This window comes from Bacillus sp. SORGH_AS_0510 (assembly GCF_030818775.1).
GTDB lineage: Bacteria > Bacillota > Bacilli > Bacillales > Cytobacillaceae > Neobacillus.
In genome coordinates, this window is record NZ_JAUTAU010000001.1 from 3752052 (window position 1) to 3767720 (window position 15669).

General features: G+C 38.2%; 17 protein-coding genes. 2 read left to right on the top strand and 15 right to left on the bottom strand.

Annotated elements, in window-relative coordinates; translation table 11 throughout:
• Position 1: 1 nt before the first annotated feature.
• The 7 genes from QE429_RS19160 to QE429_RS19190 all read right to left on the bottom strand — a co-directional run bounded on the left by QE429_RS19160 (position 2) and on the right by QE429_RS19190 (position 5979).
• Positions 2-832, bottom strand: coding sequence for a carbohydrate ABC transporter permease (locus tag QE429_RS19160; RefSeq protein ID WP_307289291.1), 831 nt, complete (start codon positions 830-832; stop codon positions 2-4).
• Positions 833-852: 20 nt separating this feature from the next.
• Positions 853-1740, bottom strand: coding sequence for a carbohydrate ABC transporter permease (locus QE429_RS19165; protein WP_307290890.1), 888 nt, complete (start codon positions 1738-1740; stop codon positions 853-855).
• Positions 1741-1980: 240 nt separating this feature from the next.
• Positions 1981-2751 (bottom strand): nucleotidyltransferase domain-containing protein, encoded by a 771-nt coding sequence (locus QE429_RS19170; RefSeq protein ID WP_307289293.1) that lies wholly within the window; start codon positions 2749-2751, stop codon positions 1981-1983.
• Between the two features lies 1 nt (position 2752).
• Positions 2753-3619 (bottom strand): aminodeoxychorismate lyase, encoded by an 867-nt coding sequence (gene pabC, locus QE429_RS19175; protein WP_307289294.1) that lies wholly within the window; start codon positions 3617-3619, stop codon positions 2753-2755.
• Between the two features lies 1 nt (position 3620).
• The gene (pabA, locus tag QE429_RS19180; protein ID WP_307289296.1) at positions 3621-4214 is read right to left on the bottom strand and encodes an aminodeoxychorismate/anthranilate synthase component II; all 594 of its coding nucleotides are present in this window, start codon (positions 4212-4214) and stop codon (positions 3621-3623) included.
• A 6-nt stretch (positions 4215-4220) separates the two neighbouring features.
• Entirely contained in the window at positions 4221-5612 is a 1392-nt protein-coding gene (gene pabB, locus QE429_RS19185; protein WP_307289298.1) for an aminodeoxychorismate synthase, component I, read from the bottom strand.
• 172 nt (positions 5613-5784) lie between these two features.
• Positions 5785-5979: an IDEAL domain-containing protein gene (locus QE429_RS19190; RefSeq protein ID WP_307289300.1), complete on the bottom strand. Its 195-nt coding sequence runs from the start codon at positions 5977-5979 to the stop codon at positions 5785-5787.
• Between the two features lie 185 nt (positions 5980-6164).
• On the opposite strand from QE429_RS19190, the gene QE429_RS19195 reads away from it, so the two are divergent.
• Positions 6165-7013 carry an alpha/beta fold hydrolase gene (locus tag QE429_RS19195; protein WP_307289302.1) on the top strand — a complete coding sequence of 283 codons (849 nt, stop codon included), beginning with the start codon at positions 6165-6167 and terminating at the stop codon, positions 7011-7013.
• 387 nt (positions 7014-7400) lie between these two features.
• On the opposite strand, the gene QE429_RS19200 is transcribed toward QE429_RS19195, so the two are convergent.
• Both QE429_RS19200 and QE429_RS19205 read right to left on the bottom strand, forming a co-directional pair.
• Entirely contained in the window at positions 7401-8000 is a 600-nt protein-coding gene (locus QE429_RS19200) for a response regulator transcription factor (protein ID WP_307289303.1), read from the bottom strand.
• Complete coding sequence (locus tag QE429_RS19205; RefSeq protein ID WP_307289305.1) at positions 7997-9136, bottom strand: sensor histidine kinase; 1140 nt, start codon at positions 9134-9136, stop codon at positions 7997-7999. Before QE429_RS19205 ends, QE429_RS19200 begins: the two co-directional genes overlap by 4 nt.
• A 208-nt stretch (positions 9137-9344) precedes the next feature.
• Between QE429_RS19205 and QE429_RS19210 the strand changes: the two genes are divergently transcribed.
• Positions 9345-10124: an alpha/beta fold hydrolase gene (locus QE429_RS19210; RefSeq protein ID WP_307289307.1), complete on the top strand. Its 780-nt coding sequence runs from the start codon at positions 9345-9347 to the stop codon at positions 10122-10124.
• A 61-nt stretch (positions 10125-10185) separates the two neighbouring features.
• Here the strand turns inward: QE429_RS19210 and QE429_RS19215 are convergent, their stop codons facing one another.
• The 6 genes from QE429_RS19215 to QE429_RS19240 all read right to left on the bottom strand — a co-directional run bounded on the left by QE429_RS19215 (position 10186) and on the right by QE429_RS19240 (position 15487).
• Positions 10186-11268: an alpha/beta fold hydrolase gene (locus QE429_RS19215; protein ID WP_307289309.1), complete on the bottom strand. Its 1083-nt coding sequence runs from the start codon at positions 11266-11268 to the stop codon at positions 10186-10188.
• 18 nt (positions 11269-11286) lie between these two features.
• Entirely contained in the window at positions 11287-11853 is a 567-nt protein-coding gene (locus QE429_RS19220) for a polyhydroxyalkanoate biosynthesis repressor PhaR (RefSeq protein WP_307289310.1), read from the bottom strand.
• A 15-nt stretch (positions 11854-11868) separates the two neighbouring features.
• Complete coding sequence (locus QE429_RS19225) at positions 11869-12480, bottom strand: hypothetical protein (RefSeq protein ID WP_307289312.1); 612 nt, start codon at positions 12478-12480, stop codon at positions 11869-11871.
• Positions 12458-12943 (bottom strand): hypothetical protein, encoded by a 486-nt coding sequence (locus QE429_RS19230; RefSeq protein ID WP_307289314.1) that lies wholly within the window; start codon positions 12941-12943, stop codon positions 12458-12460. The genes QE429_RS19225 and QE429_RS19230 overlap by 23 nt, the downstream gene beginning before the upstream one ends.
• Before the next feature lie 112 nt (positions 12944-13055).
• Positions 13056-13835 (bottom strand): SDR family oxidoreductase, encoded by a 780-nt coding sequence (locus tag QE429_RS19235; RefSeq protein ID WP_307289315.1) that lies wholly within the window; start codon positions 13833-13835, stop codon positions 13056-13058.
• A gap of 17 nt (positions 13836-13852) precedes the next feature.
• Positions 13853-15487 (bottom strand): long-chain-fatty-acid--CoA ligase, encoded by a 1635-nt coding sequence (locus QE429_RS19240; protein ID WP_307289317.1) that lies wholly within the window; start codon positions 15485-15487, stop codon positions 13853-13855.
• Positions 15488-15669: the final 182 nt, after the last annotated feature.

The window sequence follows — 15669 nt, forward strand, 5'->3', positions numbered from 1 at the left end:
TTTATCCTTTTAACCCCTGATCGCTAATGCCAGAGATAATCCACTTTTGAACGAATATAAATAAAATCAGCAGCGGCAAGACAGCAAAGGTACTTGCAGCCATGATCAGTGGCCATTGAATTCCATATGCACCTTCTTGAATAAAAAATTGCCTTAGCCCTGTAGTAATTAACATCTTGCTTTCACTTGTTGTAATTAATGTTGGCCATAGATAATTATTATAGTTTTGGACAAAACTGATTAGCGCAAAGGTAATGAACGTTGCTTTCGTCGTTGGAAATATAATCTTCCAAATAATAGTCCAGTGTGTTGCTCCATCTACCCTTGCCGCCTCAATTAGTTCCTTTGGAACCTGGAGGAATGCCTGCCTGAACAGAAAAATCCCAAAAACACTACACGCATTCGATAAAATAAGTCCTTTATACGTATCTAGTAAATTAAAATCAGCTAAAATGACGTAACTTGGTACATATGTAGCCGCTACCGGCAGCATATAGGTAATCAAAATAATGGAAAACAATAGATTTCTTCCTTTAAAACGCAATTGTGTAAATGCATAGGCAATCATTGCTGAATTAACGATTTGGATAAGGATAATCATCGTTGCGGTAAAGACACTATTGAAAATATATTGATTAAATGGTGCCATGGACCATGCTTCAGCAAAGTGATTCCACATTGGCTTCTCCGGCCATAAAGTGGGTGGAAACTGCCAAATTTCATCCTTCGTTTTTAGCGCACTTACCACCATCCATAAGAAAGGAAATACCATCATGATGCTAATGAAGATCAAAACTACATGCCTTGCTAGTAAAATAGGTACTTTTTTCAACTCACTAGCCCCCCTTTCTTTTATTGGTAATGCACCCAACGTTTGGATAATAGAAACTGTATGAACGAAAATACCGCAGTAATCAACACTAAAAGAATGGCCGTTGCGGTTGCCTTACCCATGTTAAATTCCTCAAACGCTGTTTGGTAATAGAAATAAAGCATGGTTCGAGTACTTCCAGCTGGACCTCCTTGAGTTAGCACTTGAATTTGGTCATAAGCCTGGAGTGCGTCAATTGAGGTAATGACTACTAGGAATAGGGTTGTTGGTGAAATGATTGGAACCGTAATATGTACAAATCGACGCCATTTACTTGCTCCATCTAATGAAGCCGCTTCATAAAGACTAACAGGAACCTTTTTCAATGCATTTAAGTAAAAAATCATTGTCCAACCTATCCCTTTCCAAATGCTAACGATGATTACAGCTGGCATAGCCCAAGTTGAGCTGGAAGTCCAATCTAGACCTGGAAGGTGAAGTATGTTAAGGACCCAATTGGCAAATCCTACTTTCGGTTCATAAATCCATGACCATACAATGGAAACGGCGACAGTGGGAGTTACCCATGGTGAAAATATTAATGTTCGATAAATCCCCATGCCCTTACTCTTTCCACTTACTAACAAAGCCAGCAATAAGCCTCCTGCAACACAGGGAATGACAACTCCCATTGAAAACACAAATGTATTTAAGAGAACGGAGTAAAAGGTTGGATCGGTTAATAGGTCTGTATAATTACTAATGCCAACAAATTCATAATCGGGGCTTACATAGTCCCAATTTGTAAAACTTATAAGCAAGGATTTTCCCATTGGGTAAACCCAGAAGATTATCAATGGAACAATGGCTGGTAGTATAAACAGGAAGGGAGCAAAAGAGAAGGTTTTCCTTCTTTCCTTTTTTTCTATTAAACTCTTACTCTGGTTTAGTTTTGCAACTGGTGTACTCACACGATCACCCCTTTCTTCAATTTATGAATTCATTTATATTTTATACATTCAATTTTTGAATACGTTTTTATCTTACCAAGGGTTTCCTCATATGTAAACAGAAAATGTAAAAAAATTGTCACATTTCCTGTTTTTTTGTCCCGGGAAATTTTCCATGCACAAAAAAACCGCTTGATGTCCAAGCGGTTTCTACCTAGTTCATTTCCATACTTCCTCTAGCACTTCTCTGAATAACTCGTCTAATAATGGGGTTATATTATCTTTCGAACCTTTTAATGATTTAGTATATTCTTCCAACCGAAAAATTTCTTTCTCAATAAAATCGTTAATTACTGGAAGCTTTTGTTCGAGGCTCAACTCCTCCCCACTCATTTTTCTATTTAATAATATGAGGACTTGGTGTTTAAGCTCCCCTTCTTCAATTAAATCTTCGACCAAATTCAGGAACAGGATAGGCGGCACAGAGTTATATTTTTCAATCCACATGCAAGCCAGTATTGGTCGTAGGACATAAAAATATTTCTTAATTTTTACTTGCTCTCCTTGTAGGTAATCACGATAATTGCCCTTCGCCATGTTTAAATAATGATAAAGTGCAGACTGCGGCAGGAAAACCTTCTCTTGGATTACCTTCATTTTATCTACAAGGGAAAACGCTTGATAGTAGACAATACCAGAATGCAGCCACTCCATTAATGGCGGATTGGATTTTCTAAAAAGCTTGAGAGCTTTTCGTAATTCCCAGCCGTTCATATCGAGGAGGTCATTGATGGGCAATTCGATCACATCACGCTTTTCATCAATACTTAAATACCACTCTTGTCTATGCACATAAATAAACCGGACATCATAATCACTATCCTTGGATGGAAATCCCCATGCCCTGCTGCCTGATTCTACTACATAGCAGATTTTTATATCATGCTGCTCTTCCAGTCTTTTAATTTCTTCAAGTATTCGTTCCTTCAAACTACACCCTCCCTACTGAGTGTCTGGACCAAAGATTCTTACTATATTGGCGATAATCCTGATGGAACTGCTGAACCCACGAACCCTCTTTACCAGGATAGTTGCGTCCTTCAAAAGATGTAATTGGGACGATTTCTTGAATGGAATTAGTGACAAACATTTCATCAGCTTCTAGTGCTTCCTCAACTGAATAATGCCCCTCTCGAATCTGCAAATTATTTTTCCAGCCTAATTTAATGACAAACTGGCGGGTAATTCCATTTAAGATGCCGGTATGTAAAGAAGGTGAATATAAGACATTTCCTTTAATCCAAAAAAGATTAGAAACAATGCCTTCAGCTAAATATCCTTGCTCACTTAGAAAAATTCCTTCTACATCTGGAAAATCGCCAATTTCTCTTTTTGCCAATACATTATTTAAATAATGATGGGACTTTAAACGTTGATTCCCTTCAGGGCTGTTCCGCTTTACTTTCAACAGTACTGCCTTTTTTTCAATTAATCCCCCTGAAGGTGGTAATGGCTTAGGAAAAATAATCATATTCGGCTGGAGGTAAGGTTCTACCTGTAATCCCACTTCGCCTAATCCGGCAGAGACATTTAGGCGAATGTAAGCATTTGTCAGCTGGTTTTTTTCTAATAATTCCTGCAAAATATTATTGATTTCTTTCCGTGTATATTGCTGCTGTATCAAAATTTCTGCTAATCCCTGATTCAGCCGCTCTAGATGGTCATCTAGTAAAAATGGATGCCCGTCATACACCCGGAACGTTTCAAATAAACCGATGCCATATAAAAAACCATGATCAAATGGAGAAATCTTCGCATCTTCTTTATTGATAAAATGGCCGTTTAAGTAGATCAACATGTTAGTTTTCCTTAAGAATAGCAGTATGTTTGTAGTGATCAACGAAGTTTTGCAACAACTCTTTCCCACAGGTCGTCATGATGGATTCTGGATGGAACTGTACGCCCTCAATCGGAAGGTCCTTATGGCGAATCGCCATGATTTCCCCTTCTTTCGTCCAAGCGGAGATTTCAAAGCAATCCGGCAACGTTTCTCTTTTTACAATTAACGAGTGATAGCGTGTGGCTGGAAAAGGATTCGGCAACCCTTGAAACATCGTCTTCCCATCGTGGTACATCTCAGATGTTTTTCCATGCATAAGCCTCTCTGCCTGGACTACTTGTCCACCAAAAGCTTGAGCAATTGCTTGTTGACCTAGACAAACGCCAAAAATCGGAATTTTACCAGCGAAAAATCTGATTGCCTCCAAACTGATTCCCGCTTCATTCGGACTACACGGCCCTGGAGAAACCATTAAAAATTCAGGGTGCAGCTTCTCGATCTCATCGATTGAGGTTTGATTGTTGCGTTTTACAACTAATTCTTCCCCAAGTTCACCCAGGTACTGAACTAAGTTAAAGGTAAAGGAATCATAATTATCAATCATAAAAATCATCGTTGCTTACTCCTCCGCCATTTCTTTTGCTTTCCATAAAGCCGCTGCTTTTTTCATAGATTCTTTATATTCATGTTTAGGATTCGAATCGATGACAATGCCTGCACCTGCTTGCACATGTGCCATCCCATCCTTCACAAGCATGGTTCGGATAATAATATTTAATTCTAAGTCGCCACTAAAATCAATCCAGCCAAGTGATCCAGTATATACACCCCGTTGAACGGGCTCCAACTCTTCGATGATCTCCATCGTTCGCACTTTCGGAGCACCAGTTATCGTTCCGCCAGGGAAGACCGCGTCAATAATATCAAAGCACGACTTTTCTTCAGCCAATTCCCCTCTCACATTGGAAACAATATGCATCACATGAGAGTATTTTTCTATAGTCATAAATTCATTGACCTCAACCGTTCCGTATCTGCAAACTCTGCCAAGGTCATTTCGTTCTAAATCCACAAGCATAACGTGCTCTGCTCGCTCTTTTTCGTTTTCAATTAATTCGTTAGCGAGTGCAATATCTTCTTCATGGTCCTTCCCTCTTGAACGCGTCCCTGCGATGGGCCTTGTACTTACTTCTAATCCATCTTTTTTCACAAGAAGTTCTGGTGATCCACTGACAAGCTGAAATTTTGGTGTATGCATATACCCCATATACGGTGATGGATTCAAGGTCCTTAATTGTTCATACACGTCAATCGCTTGTACTCCCATCGGTTTTGATTGACGCACCGCCAGATTAACCTGGAATACATCCCCTTGTGAAATATAGTGTTGAACTTTCCTAACTGCCTGTTGAAACTCCTCTTCGGTCATCGAAACCTGCAACTGATTTAAATCCTTTACAGTTTCTCGAGCATTTGGTACAGAAGGTATTTCCTCAAGCCAGCGTTTTTCCCAGTATCCTAATCGTTGATCTGTTCCTTCATCATTTTCTGCCAAGAGGAAAGTCCACAGCAGGTTTTCCTGATGGTCAAACACAAACCACTCCTTAACAATGAAAAAGTAGATTTCCGGAATGCCAAGGTCGTCTTTTGCTATACTAGGAAGTTGTTCTATATAACGAGCATAATCGTAGCTGATGTACCCAATTGCTCCTCCAAGGAAGCTAGGGAGCCCTTCTATTTTATCAACCTGATACTGGTTCATCCATTCCTTGAGTAAGTGAAGGGGGTTCCCTTCCAACTTTTGGTGACCGCTTTCATTTTGAATTTCGAGCTCATGATTTTTCCCTTTGAAAATGGTCTCAGGTTGAAATGCAGCAATGCTGTATCTTCCGCCGCGACCACTCTCGAGAAGCACATGATGTGTATAATTTTCAGCAAGTGCACGGTACTGTTTAAAAAACCTTGAATAGGTGTAAGGAATTTTTTTACTATATAAATGAAGCTTCTTCAACCAATTCACTCCTATACTTTTCTCTTTTTTCATCATACTTGAAAAGGGTGTCAGGCACCACACAAAGAGTGGTACCTGACACCTAAATTTTTCATCCAGATCAAACGGACAAGAAGCCCCATCCATTTTGGATAGGGCTTTCTTTAACTGATTAGATTCATTAGTAAGTGTTCTAAGAAATCTTCTTTAATTCTTCAGTAAGTTTCATGAATAGTTCCTTGTTTCCTTCTATTAACGTTTGGTCGATTTCCTTTCGGATTTTCTCCTTTTTGAATTCAAGCAGGACATTGTTTAGAAACATCTCAGCAACTACAGCATCTGCGTTCTCATCCGAATGTTGTGGTGAATTTAGTAATTTCTTTTCCATGGAAATCAACTCCTTGAGCTTTTTTTCATTATACAAGGAGTTTTCTAAAAATTCAAACACTTTATTTTGGAAAATTTAAAAAATTTTAGGTTCATTATATTTGTTAGGATTTTTTGGTGTGAACGGAAAAAAATTAGGGAATAGTAACTTCAACTAACTTTTGAAGGAATAGGAGGAAAATATGTATGGAACAAACCGCCTTAACTGGCTATCATCCGGTCAATAACATCGATGTTTATTATGAGTTTTATCCGAATCCAAAATCCGAGCGTACTTTTGTTTTATTGCATGGTTTTCTTTCTTCCACCTTTACGTTTCGCCACCTCATTTCGTTACTAAAAAAGGAATATCAAGTGTTATCGATTGATCTTCCCCCATTTGGAAAAAGTGCAAAGTGTAACCGTTATGTGTATTCCTATAAAAACCTTGCACAAACTGTAATTAATTTAACGGAATCATTAGGATTAAAAAAGATGACCTTTATTGGCCATTCAATGGGGGGGCAGATTGTGCTGAATATCCTTCATATGATGCCTGATCTCGCTGACAAAGCTATACTTCTTTGCAGCTCAGCCTATCTTAAACGTTCAAAGTTGCCTTTAGTTCTGACAAGCTACATTCCCTACTTCCACCTTTTTGTAAAGTATTGGTTCGCAAGAACGGGTGTGAAGAAAAACCTGCAGGAGGCACTCTATAACCACTCCATCATCAATGATGAGATGATCAATGGTTATCTTCAACCATTTTTACAAGATGAAATCTTCATCGCACTGACAAGGATGATTCGTGACCGTGAAGGAGACTTGCCACCTGAGGCTCTTAAACAAATAAAAACTCCATGCTTACTGCTTTGGGGTGACCACGATAACTCCATGCCGCTAAAAGTCGGAGAAAAATTAAACAAGGATTTAGTGAACTCTGAGTTAGTCGTATTAAAAGAAACGGGTCATGCGCTGCCAGAGGAGCGGCCATTTGAAGTATTTGAATATATCAAAGGATTTTTAGAAAAATTCCAACCGGCAGCTGACCATTGAAACGGCTAGCTGCCAGTAAAAGAACAAAGGCTCTTTTTTAAAACATTATTGCTTTCCGATACTTTTTTAAAGATCATTCTAAAAATAGACGGAGGAATTCCGCTTATTTGATTTTAAAACGCAAAAATTGGTCACTTTTCTTTGAATAACCGGAAAAACTCCGCTAATCTATATCAAAATAAGCTCACTTTTGCAAAATAACCGGAAATTCTCCGTTTATTGGTTACTCTTCTAAGATGGCAATTCAATTAGCCAGCTTTTTCGTAGTGTAGCTATGTCTCTAAATGAATAAACTTCCGCTTTTCTTCCATAACAACATTGTTTAAGAAAACAGCCAAAACAATAGAAAAAAAGCCAGATGCACGGTTTCTACACTGGCCATGTTCCTTATTTAAACCAGCCCTTTTCTTTGGACTGAGTAATTGCTTCAATGCGATTCTTTACTTCTAATTTATCTAAGATAATGGAGATATAGTTTCGAACTGTTCCTGTTTTAATACTGAGCTCTTCTGCAATTTCTTTCGTATTTTTTCCATCCGCAACGAGCTCTAACACTTCCCTTTCTCTGTCCGTTAATGGATTTTCCTCCCCGTACACATCATCCATTAATTCAGGAGCGTAAATACGTCTGCCAGCCATAACACTACGGATGGAACTAGCCAATTCCTCACTCGGACTATCCTTCAACAAGTAGCCACTCACCCCAGCCTTTAGTGCGCGTTGAAAATACCCAGTTCTGGCAAAGGTCGTTAATATGATTACTTTACAGCCAACACCTTTTAACTCTTCCGCTGCTTCTAAACCGGTTTTCCCAGGCATTTCAATGTCCATAATACAGACATCCGGCTTTAGTTTTTTTACAAGCGTGACAGCTTCTTCCCCATTCGAAGCCTTTCCGACTACTTCCATATCCTCTTCTAAATTAAGCAGTGAACCAAATGCACCTAACAGCATTTGTTGATCTTCGGCGATTACAATTTTAATCATTTGCGCTCCTCCTTCTCAACGGCTTGCTTCACATCATTTGGTACTCTAATAATTAATGTAGTTCCTTCTTTTGTTAAAAGGTCCAGATTGCCATTAATAAATTCCAAACGTTCTTTCATTCCAATTAAACCATGACCTTCTGCTAATTTTTCAGTATCACTTTTAAAAGTACCATCATCGCAAATTTTTAGTACCGTTTCCTTCCACGATTGATCAATCGAAATTATACAATTCTTAGCCCCACTGTGTTTGACCACATTATTTACAGCCTCTTTTAAACACATACTTAAGATGTTTTCAGTTAACAGCGAGACATTCGATAAAGAGAATTCTCCATTTGCGATAAAGTTGATTTCAGCTGCCTTAAGTATTTGTTTGACCCGAAGGATCTCGTCTTTTATGCGAATACCACGCATGGAAGATACCATCTTCCTTACTTCACTTAATGCCGTACGCGCTGTTTGCTGAACGTCCTTCAATTCCACCCTAGCCTGTTCCGGATCCTTAGAAATTAATTTTCGGGCTAGATCCGTTTTCAAACCAATTAAAGACAGTTTTTGTCCAAGTGTGTCATGAAGGTCTCTGGCAATCCGTTGACGTTCCTCCAATTTAACCAATTCTGAAATTCGTTTATTGGCATCCTCCAGCTTTTCTTCGAGCTGACCTCTTTCCTTCTTATTATAAAGACTAAATGGAAGAAGAATGACACTTATCCAAATAATGATAACAAACGGTAATTGCTGAAGAAATAATTTCTCTTGCATGACAATGCTGTAGTTAATGGATGCCGAGGTACTAATCAAATGAATAAAATATAGTGTCAAAAAGGCAACCCGGTCTTTAATGTTTCCTATAAAATAAGCAAGGAAAAATGCAAAGTACACGTAGCTGAATAGATTAGTCGCAGTAATTGAAATACCAATTAAGATTAAAGTCCAAAGATAAACCGGCCAGCCCTTTGAAATAAAAGCAATCCGGTAGAGAATAAAAAATACCAGGGTTAATAAGATCCCCACCACAATTTCAATGGTGGATGGAGATTGAAAAATAAAATAAAAAGGTAATATGCCAAGAACAGTCCATAGGTATGGAGCAATTCCATTATTTTTTTCAAATGTCATATACCTTTTAATCATAAATAAGACCTCAATTTCATTATTACTTTTTATTCATTATAACTCAAAAGCACGAAACTCAATAGCTTGTATATTCTATGTATTTTACATATACAGGTAATAATATAACAACTAATTATATATATATAATTAGTCGGAATATTATAAATGTTTACACCTAACAAATCTTGGCAACATATGTTTATAAAAACATTAGGAGGAATCAAAATTGGGCGAAGTATTACACCATTGTTCCAAAATTCCTTATTTGCGGTTTGGTGTGGGTGAACCATTAGTATTTATTCATGGTCTAGGAGAGGTAAAGGAGGGTTGGTCAAACCAATTTGAATTTGCCGATCAGTATGAACTAATTATTCCAGATCTTCGTGGACACGGTGAGTATCAATCACCAGGAGAGATTTCCATTTATAACTTTGCTCAAGATATTATCCTTTTGTTAAAAGAGCTCGGAATTGAAAGCGCGCACATTTGTGGTTTATCAATGGGCGGAATGGTCGCTCAGGAAATGTATCGGCAAGCCCCCGATATGTGCCGCTCCTTAATGCTTGTAAGTACTTTTCATTATGCTCCCAAACGATTAGGAAAGCTTTTTTTAAAGTTCCGTCAAGCTCGTGTAGAAAATAAATCGCCAGATGTGCTAAGAGAAACAGCCGCAAAGGTTTGCCTCTATTCATGGACGAAAGAAAACTTTGACACCTTTTATCAATTTTATCAACCGAACAAAGAATTCTACTTCAAATCCATGGAAGCCTGTCTTAAAGTGAATAACTTAAGCTTACTGCCAAAAATCAAGGTCCCGACCTTAATCATTGGTGGACAATATGATTCCGTAATTCCGGTTTGGGTCCAATTATTAATGCATAAACAAATTCCTCATTCTGAGTTCGTTATCTTCAGGAATACTGGACATATCGCCAAACTAGAGGCTAAGGATGCATTTAACCAAGTGCTTCGAACCTTTTTAATTAAACATAAAAAGGCAAGCTAGGGGGAAGGAGACTTCCTTTCCCACTAGCCTATAGAAAGTTTATATGTTCTTGTACCCGATTTTATGACTGGCTGTTGGGGATAGCATTTGAACGGTGGGATGCCCATTGATCCACAATTCCCGCAAATAAGCCTGACAATGCAAGGCTAACATGACCTGCCTCCACACAAACATAGGTTTTATCCTCACTCGAAACTAATTCCATAATCGGTTTACTTTGTTCTTCTAAAATTAAATTATCTCTTGAACCTGATATGACAAATAGGTTTGCCTTGATATTCTTAAGGTCCACTTTTTTATTCCCAAGCATCAATTCACCTTTGACCAGTTTGTTCTCTTTAAAGAGATCATTGGCTAATTGTCTATAGGCCTCACCAGCAAACGGAACCTGGTCCAGTGTCCATTTGTTCATGCGGCGCCACTTTTCTACATAACGGCTGTCGTAGGCTCGACTTAACAGCATGGTATAATTGGTAAAATAAACAGGTGCTCCTATTGCTCTAAACATACCCGTGACTAAGTCAGGTGAAATGAGCCCGTACACATCGATAAAGCGGTCGATGTTAATATCACCGTTTCTCATGCCTTCTGCCCATTTTTCAGGTCCAATAAATGGTTTGAAGTCTATTGGTACAGTGGCCACAATCAAATTTTTAATCGGTTCTTCTGCGATTGCTGCATACATGGAGGCAATGGTACCACCCAAACAGTAACCAATCAGTGTAATCTCATCTGCCTCAGAATGGCGAAGTGCACGTCTTACAGCTGTCCTTAAATATTTTTCAATATACGTATCAAGCCCCATCTTTTTATCTTCATATCCAGGTGTTCCCCAGTCTAAAAGGTAAACATCATAACCCATGTTAATTAATCCTTCTATCACACTTGTCTTTGGGGCAATGTCTAAAATATATGGTTTATTAAACAGCGAATAGACAAAAAACAAGGGAGTTTCATATTTTTTCTGTTTCGCTGGATAATACCATAGTACCGATTTATTCTTTCTCCATACTTCGTCCCTTGGAGTATGACCGACTTCTGGTTCCGGTTGACTAAATACCTTGAATAAGTGCTCCCACCGCTTCATTTCTTTATCAACATCAAAAGTAGGGAGTATCCCTTTGAATGGTGCCTCAGTCGCCATTATATTGCCTCCCTCCTATTAAATATTCGTTCCAGCTCCAGTTAACATAGGCTCTGCTTTTTTCTCTTTTTCAATAAGGTGTTTTAATGCTTCAAATTCTTCCTTCAAGCTATTTAATTTCATCAGTTCGAATTTCATTTCCTGAAGTTCAACATGTAAATCCTTTGTATCCGCAAGTTCTTTCTTCGTTTTAACCAATTCTGTTTTTAGTTGCTTTGTTAGTTTAATAATCTCCTTGGAAACATCAACAACACTTTCAATTTCCTTACTTTGAGATTTAATACTATCTTGAATGCCCCAAATTTGTTCTTCTAACGCTTCTATTTTTTCTTCCGTTTGTAGTGTTAAAGTTGCTACATTGGTCACATCGTTCTTGGTAGGTAAATTCAATACACTAGCCAATGCCTCTTGATTTTTTTTAAAAGCTTCCAAGTATCGGGAATGGATTTCTGTTCCCAAATGCGATATTTTCACAAATTCCTTATTATCTGTCCACTGATAGATAAAATCATTGATTTGCTTTTCCCACATTAAGCTGAACTTATGCAGATATTCGTAAGGATCATATGGTTTTTGCCCCGCCACTGTGATTCACCTCGTTTATGATTTCGTTAACTCTGTTGCATTTTTCATATATTTTTGAAAGGGTAATATGGTTGACTTAACTTGTTTTGCAAATAAGTTTACAAACATCTTTTGATTTTCATATAAAACGTTAGATGTTCTCTTTACACTATCAATATATTTTTCTCTCGCATTTTTTCTAAAGGAAACATACTGTTCAACCGTTTCTACGTACTTATCAAGTGCTTGTAATTGACCTGTGGTAATAGCTTGTGCAGGAGTTAATAGTAAATGAGCCGTTTTATTTTGAATATCATCTACAACTCGGTTAATCTCTTCATAAGATTTCACTGGGAAAAAATACTGTAATGGAGTGGTCGTTGCAAGTAATTCTTCTCGGGCAGCTTTCTCCCAGTCCTTTAGTTCCATACTAAATTGAGCAGCAATGGAAATAACATTTTCTTGCCCTTGTTTAACCTGATCCACATACCCTTTAACAGACTCAAGGAAACGATCATCCCTTTTGTTAAAACGATCTTTCCATGAATCCAATTCATCAAAACCAAGCTTCCATAGCATATCTAAACTAGTTAAGTCATTTTCCTCTACCGTTTCCTGATTTACTTCATTCACATTTTTTTCTGTCATTTTCATTCTCCTCCACTTCGGATTCCTCATTAAATAATAGCTTTAATGCTAGTAATTCCTTTTCTAGACTGGATATATTATCACAATGTAATTCTGTAACTTCTTTTCTTAAAATGGTTAACCATTCTTCCAGTGACATATGAATATTTTTTAACCGGCGTTGATTCTCCTGTTGCGTTTTATTAACGGTATACAACTGATCATCAAGGGCATCTAACTTCCCTTCATGTTCAACCACCCGGAGAGATATATCTGCTAATTCATCTTTATTCACAAGGCCCAAACGATTTAGCCACCTGGTAGTTAATCTTCTGTGAAGCTTCACCCATCTTAGGTGTGCCTCTAATACTCTGCCCGATGCTCGTATAAATTCACGGTTATTAGTACTAGTATGGATTCCTTTATTTAGTTCTGCTTCTAAGTTTTTATAATACGCCTCAAAGTCACGATGCATAGAATCCATCTCATTCCCTCTAACTAACCGGTTGGTATGTTAAATAAAACATATAATTTACAAGTCTTCAAGATGTATCATACTAAATTCACAAAATTTTTAAATAATGCTAGAGTAACGCTTATTGAACTCCTGCAGTTGTTCCTCCATCCACGACCAGTACATGTCCAAATACATAGTCAGAAGCATCGGAAGCTAAAAATAGTGCAGGCCCCTTCATATCGTCGTCTGACCCAAATCTTCCTGCCGGTGTTCGCTCCAGAATTTTTTCACCTGAATAATCCAAAATCGCCTTAGCCATTTTAGTTGGGAAGAAACCTGGTGCAATTGCGTTCACATGTACATTGTATGGAGCTAGTTTTACAGCTAGGTCTTTCGTGAAGGTAATGACCGCGCCCTTACTTGCAGAATAGCCAATTGCATCCATTACCAATGGGTCTTGTCCACCCATGCCAGCAATTGAAGCAATATTTATGATTTTTCCAGAACGCTGTTCAACCATAATTTTCCCAACAGCTTGAGAAAATAAGAAAACAGCTTTCAAGTTAATATCCATTACCTTATCCCATTTATCGGCTGGCATTTCTAATGCAGGTGCTCCCCAGCTGGTCCCACTATTGTTGACTAAAATATCAATCCGGCCAAATTCCTTTACAGTTTCATCAACAACATGTTGAATATCGTCTGAATTAGAAACATCACACTTAAAAGCCAGCGCATGAACACCTTTTTCTTTTAGAGCATCCACAAACTGCTGGCATGCCTCGACATTTCTAGAACAAACCACCACATTTGCACCTGCCTCTGCGTACGCAATAGCAATTTGTTGACCTAATCCTCTTCCTCCACCTGTAACGATTGCTGTTTTTCCTTTTAAACTGAATAATTCTTGGATATTCATTTTCTCCACCTCGTATATTAAGCTTGTACTTTTATTTTCTCTTGATCTCTTAAAACCCTTCGTAGTAATTTACCGACAGTTGATTTTGGTAGTTCAGATAGGATTTCTACCGCTTTTGGAGCTTTGTATGGTGCAAGGTTTTCCTTACCAAACTGCTTGATTTCTTCTTCGGTAATATATGCATCCGCTTTCAATTTGACGTATGCCTTTACCGTTTCCCCTCGGTATGGATCAGGTACCCCCACGACGAGCGCTTCTTCTACTGCATCCAACTGATACAATACCTCTTCAATTTCACGTGGATACACATTGTAGCCGCTGGCAATTATCATGTCCTTTTTACGGTCAAGGATATAGAAATAACCTTCTTCATCCATTTTGGCAAGGTCCCCTGTAAATAACCATCCATCTTTGATTACAGTCGACGTTTCTTTTGGTAGATTCCAATAGCCTTTCATAACCTGTGGCCCTTGGATGATTAACTCCCCGTCTTCTCCGACTGGTGCATCAACATAACCATCATCAGTTTCTTGAACGATTCTAGCGATTGTACTTTGAACAGGAATGCCAATACTTCCATATTTCCTTGGTACAAATGGGGGGTTAAAAATAACGGTTGGTGCTGCTTCAGAAAGTCCATATCCATCTAAAAGCTTGGCTCCTGTTCTGATTTCGAAGGTTTTCGCCGTCTCTACTGGAAGCGGAGCCCCGCCACAGCTAATATAATAAAGTTCATTAAATCCATAATCTTCGAGGTCTGGTTGACTGTTCAGTGCAATGAACATCGTCGGAACACCAGACATTTGAAACGGCTTTTCACGTTTGACAATTTCCATTACTTCTCTTGGATCAAATCGTGGCAGCAGGATTTGATTCGCACCCTCTCTTATTCCACATAGGGCAACGCTGGATAGTCCGTACACATGAAACATGGGTAAAACCGTGATCATCTTAAAATTCTCTGGCCTGTTAGGACACGCTTTATAGGAAAAATCACAAACCTGATTGAAGTTTGCAAGTAGATTCATATGGGTGAGCATAACTCCCTTGGAGAAACCTGTTGTACCTCCTGTATATTGAAGCAAGGCTACATCTTCATTCCTATCAATTTCAATGACAGGGAGCGTTCCCTCGCTTTCAAGGAAATCATCAAAATAGTAGTCTCCTTTGGCAAGCTCTATTTTCGTGCCTCCAAAACTAACAACAAGAACCTTTTTAATGGATGTATTAGATTGAGCTTTTTTTACTTTTGGATAAAGTGTATCAAGTACAACTATGTATTCGGAGCCAGAATCGTGTAATACATATTCAATCTCTCTTTCAACATACATGGGATTCACTTGAACAGCGATTCCACCTAATCGAAACGTACCGAATAAAGTGATTATGTAGTGCGGGGAATTAGGAAGCATAATGGCTATACGGTCGCCCTTTTGAAAGCCGTCTTTGTGAAGGGCTGATGCTAGTTGATCGGATAGTGATTTTGTTTCATTATAACTCCATTCTTTTCCTAAAAAGGTGAATGCCGGTTTGGTGTTATAACGGTTAACTGCTTCTTTTAAAAAATCATAAAGTGACTGGTGATTAATACTGACATGTTCATCCATTCTGTGGTCGTAAATGTTCAACCATGGCTTTTGCTGATAAACCATAAAATCAGATGCCTCCTCAGGAATTTTCTTATCAATATCCCTATTAAATACGGTGCATTTTTCTCGAACATGATTTTCCTAATCTATTAATTAGAATATTAATATAATTATGATTATTGTAGTAAAATTAAGTTTTGTAAACCCTTCCTTCTCGACATTTTTCTGCAATTGATCATTGGTAT

Bases quoted from the DNA above. Each gene is read 5' to 3' on its own strand.
- QE429_RS19235 (WP_307289315.1), bottom strand. From the start codon at position 13,835: ATGAATATCCAAGAATTATTCAGTTTAAAAGGAAAAACAGCAATCGTT.
- QE429_RS19195 (WP_307289302.1), top strand. From the start codon at position 6,165: ATGGAACAAACCGCCTTAACTGGCTATCATCCGGTCAATAACATCGAT.
- pabA (WP_307289296.1), bottom strand. From the start codon at position 4,214: ATGATTTTTATGATTGATAATTATGATTCCTTTACCTTTAACTTAGTT.
- QE429_RS19200 (WP_307289303.1), bottom strand. From the start codon at position 8,000: ATGATTAAAATTGTAATCGCCGAAGATCAACAAATGCTGTTAGGTGCA.
- QE429_RS19240 (WP_307289317.1), bottom strand. From the start codon at position 15,487: ATGGTTTATCAGCAAAAGCCATGGTTGAACATTTACGACCACAGAATG.
- QE429_RS19215 (WP_307289309.1), bottom strand. From the start codon at position 11,268: ATGGCGACTGAGGCACCATTCAAAGGGATACTCCCTACTTTTGATGTT.
- QE429_RS19190 (WP_307289300.1), bottom strand. From the start codon at position 5,979: ATGGAAAAGAAATTACTAAATTCACCACAACATTCGGATGAGAACGCA.
- QE429_RS19205 (WP_307289305.1), bottom strand. From the start codon at position 9,136: ATGATTAAAAGGTATATGACATTTGAAAAAAATAATGGAATTGCTCCA.
- QE429_RS19225 (WP_307289312.1), bottom strand. From the start codon at position 12,480: ATGACAGAAAAAAATGTGAATGAAGTAAATCAGGAAACGGTAGAGGAA.
- QE429_RS19230 (WP_307289314.1), bottom strand. From the start codon at position 12,943: ATGGATTCTATGCATCGTGACTTTGAGGCGTATTATAAAAACTTAGAA.
- pabC (WP_307289294.1), bottom strand. From the start codon at position 3,619: ATGTTGATCTACTTAAACGGCCATTTTATCAATAAAGAAGATGCGAAG.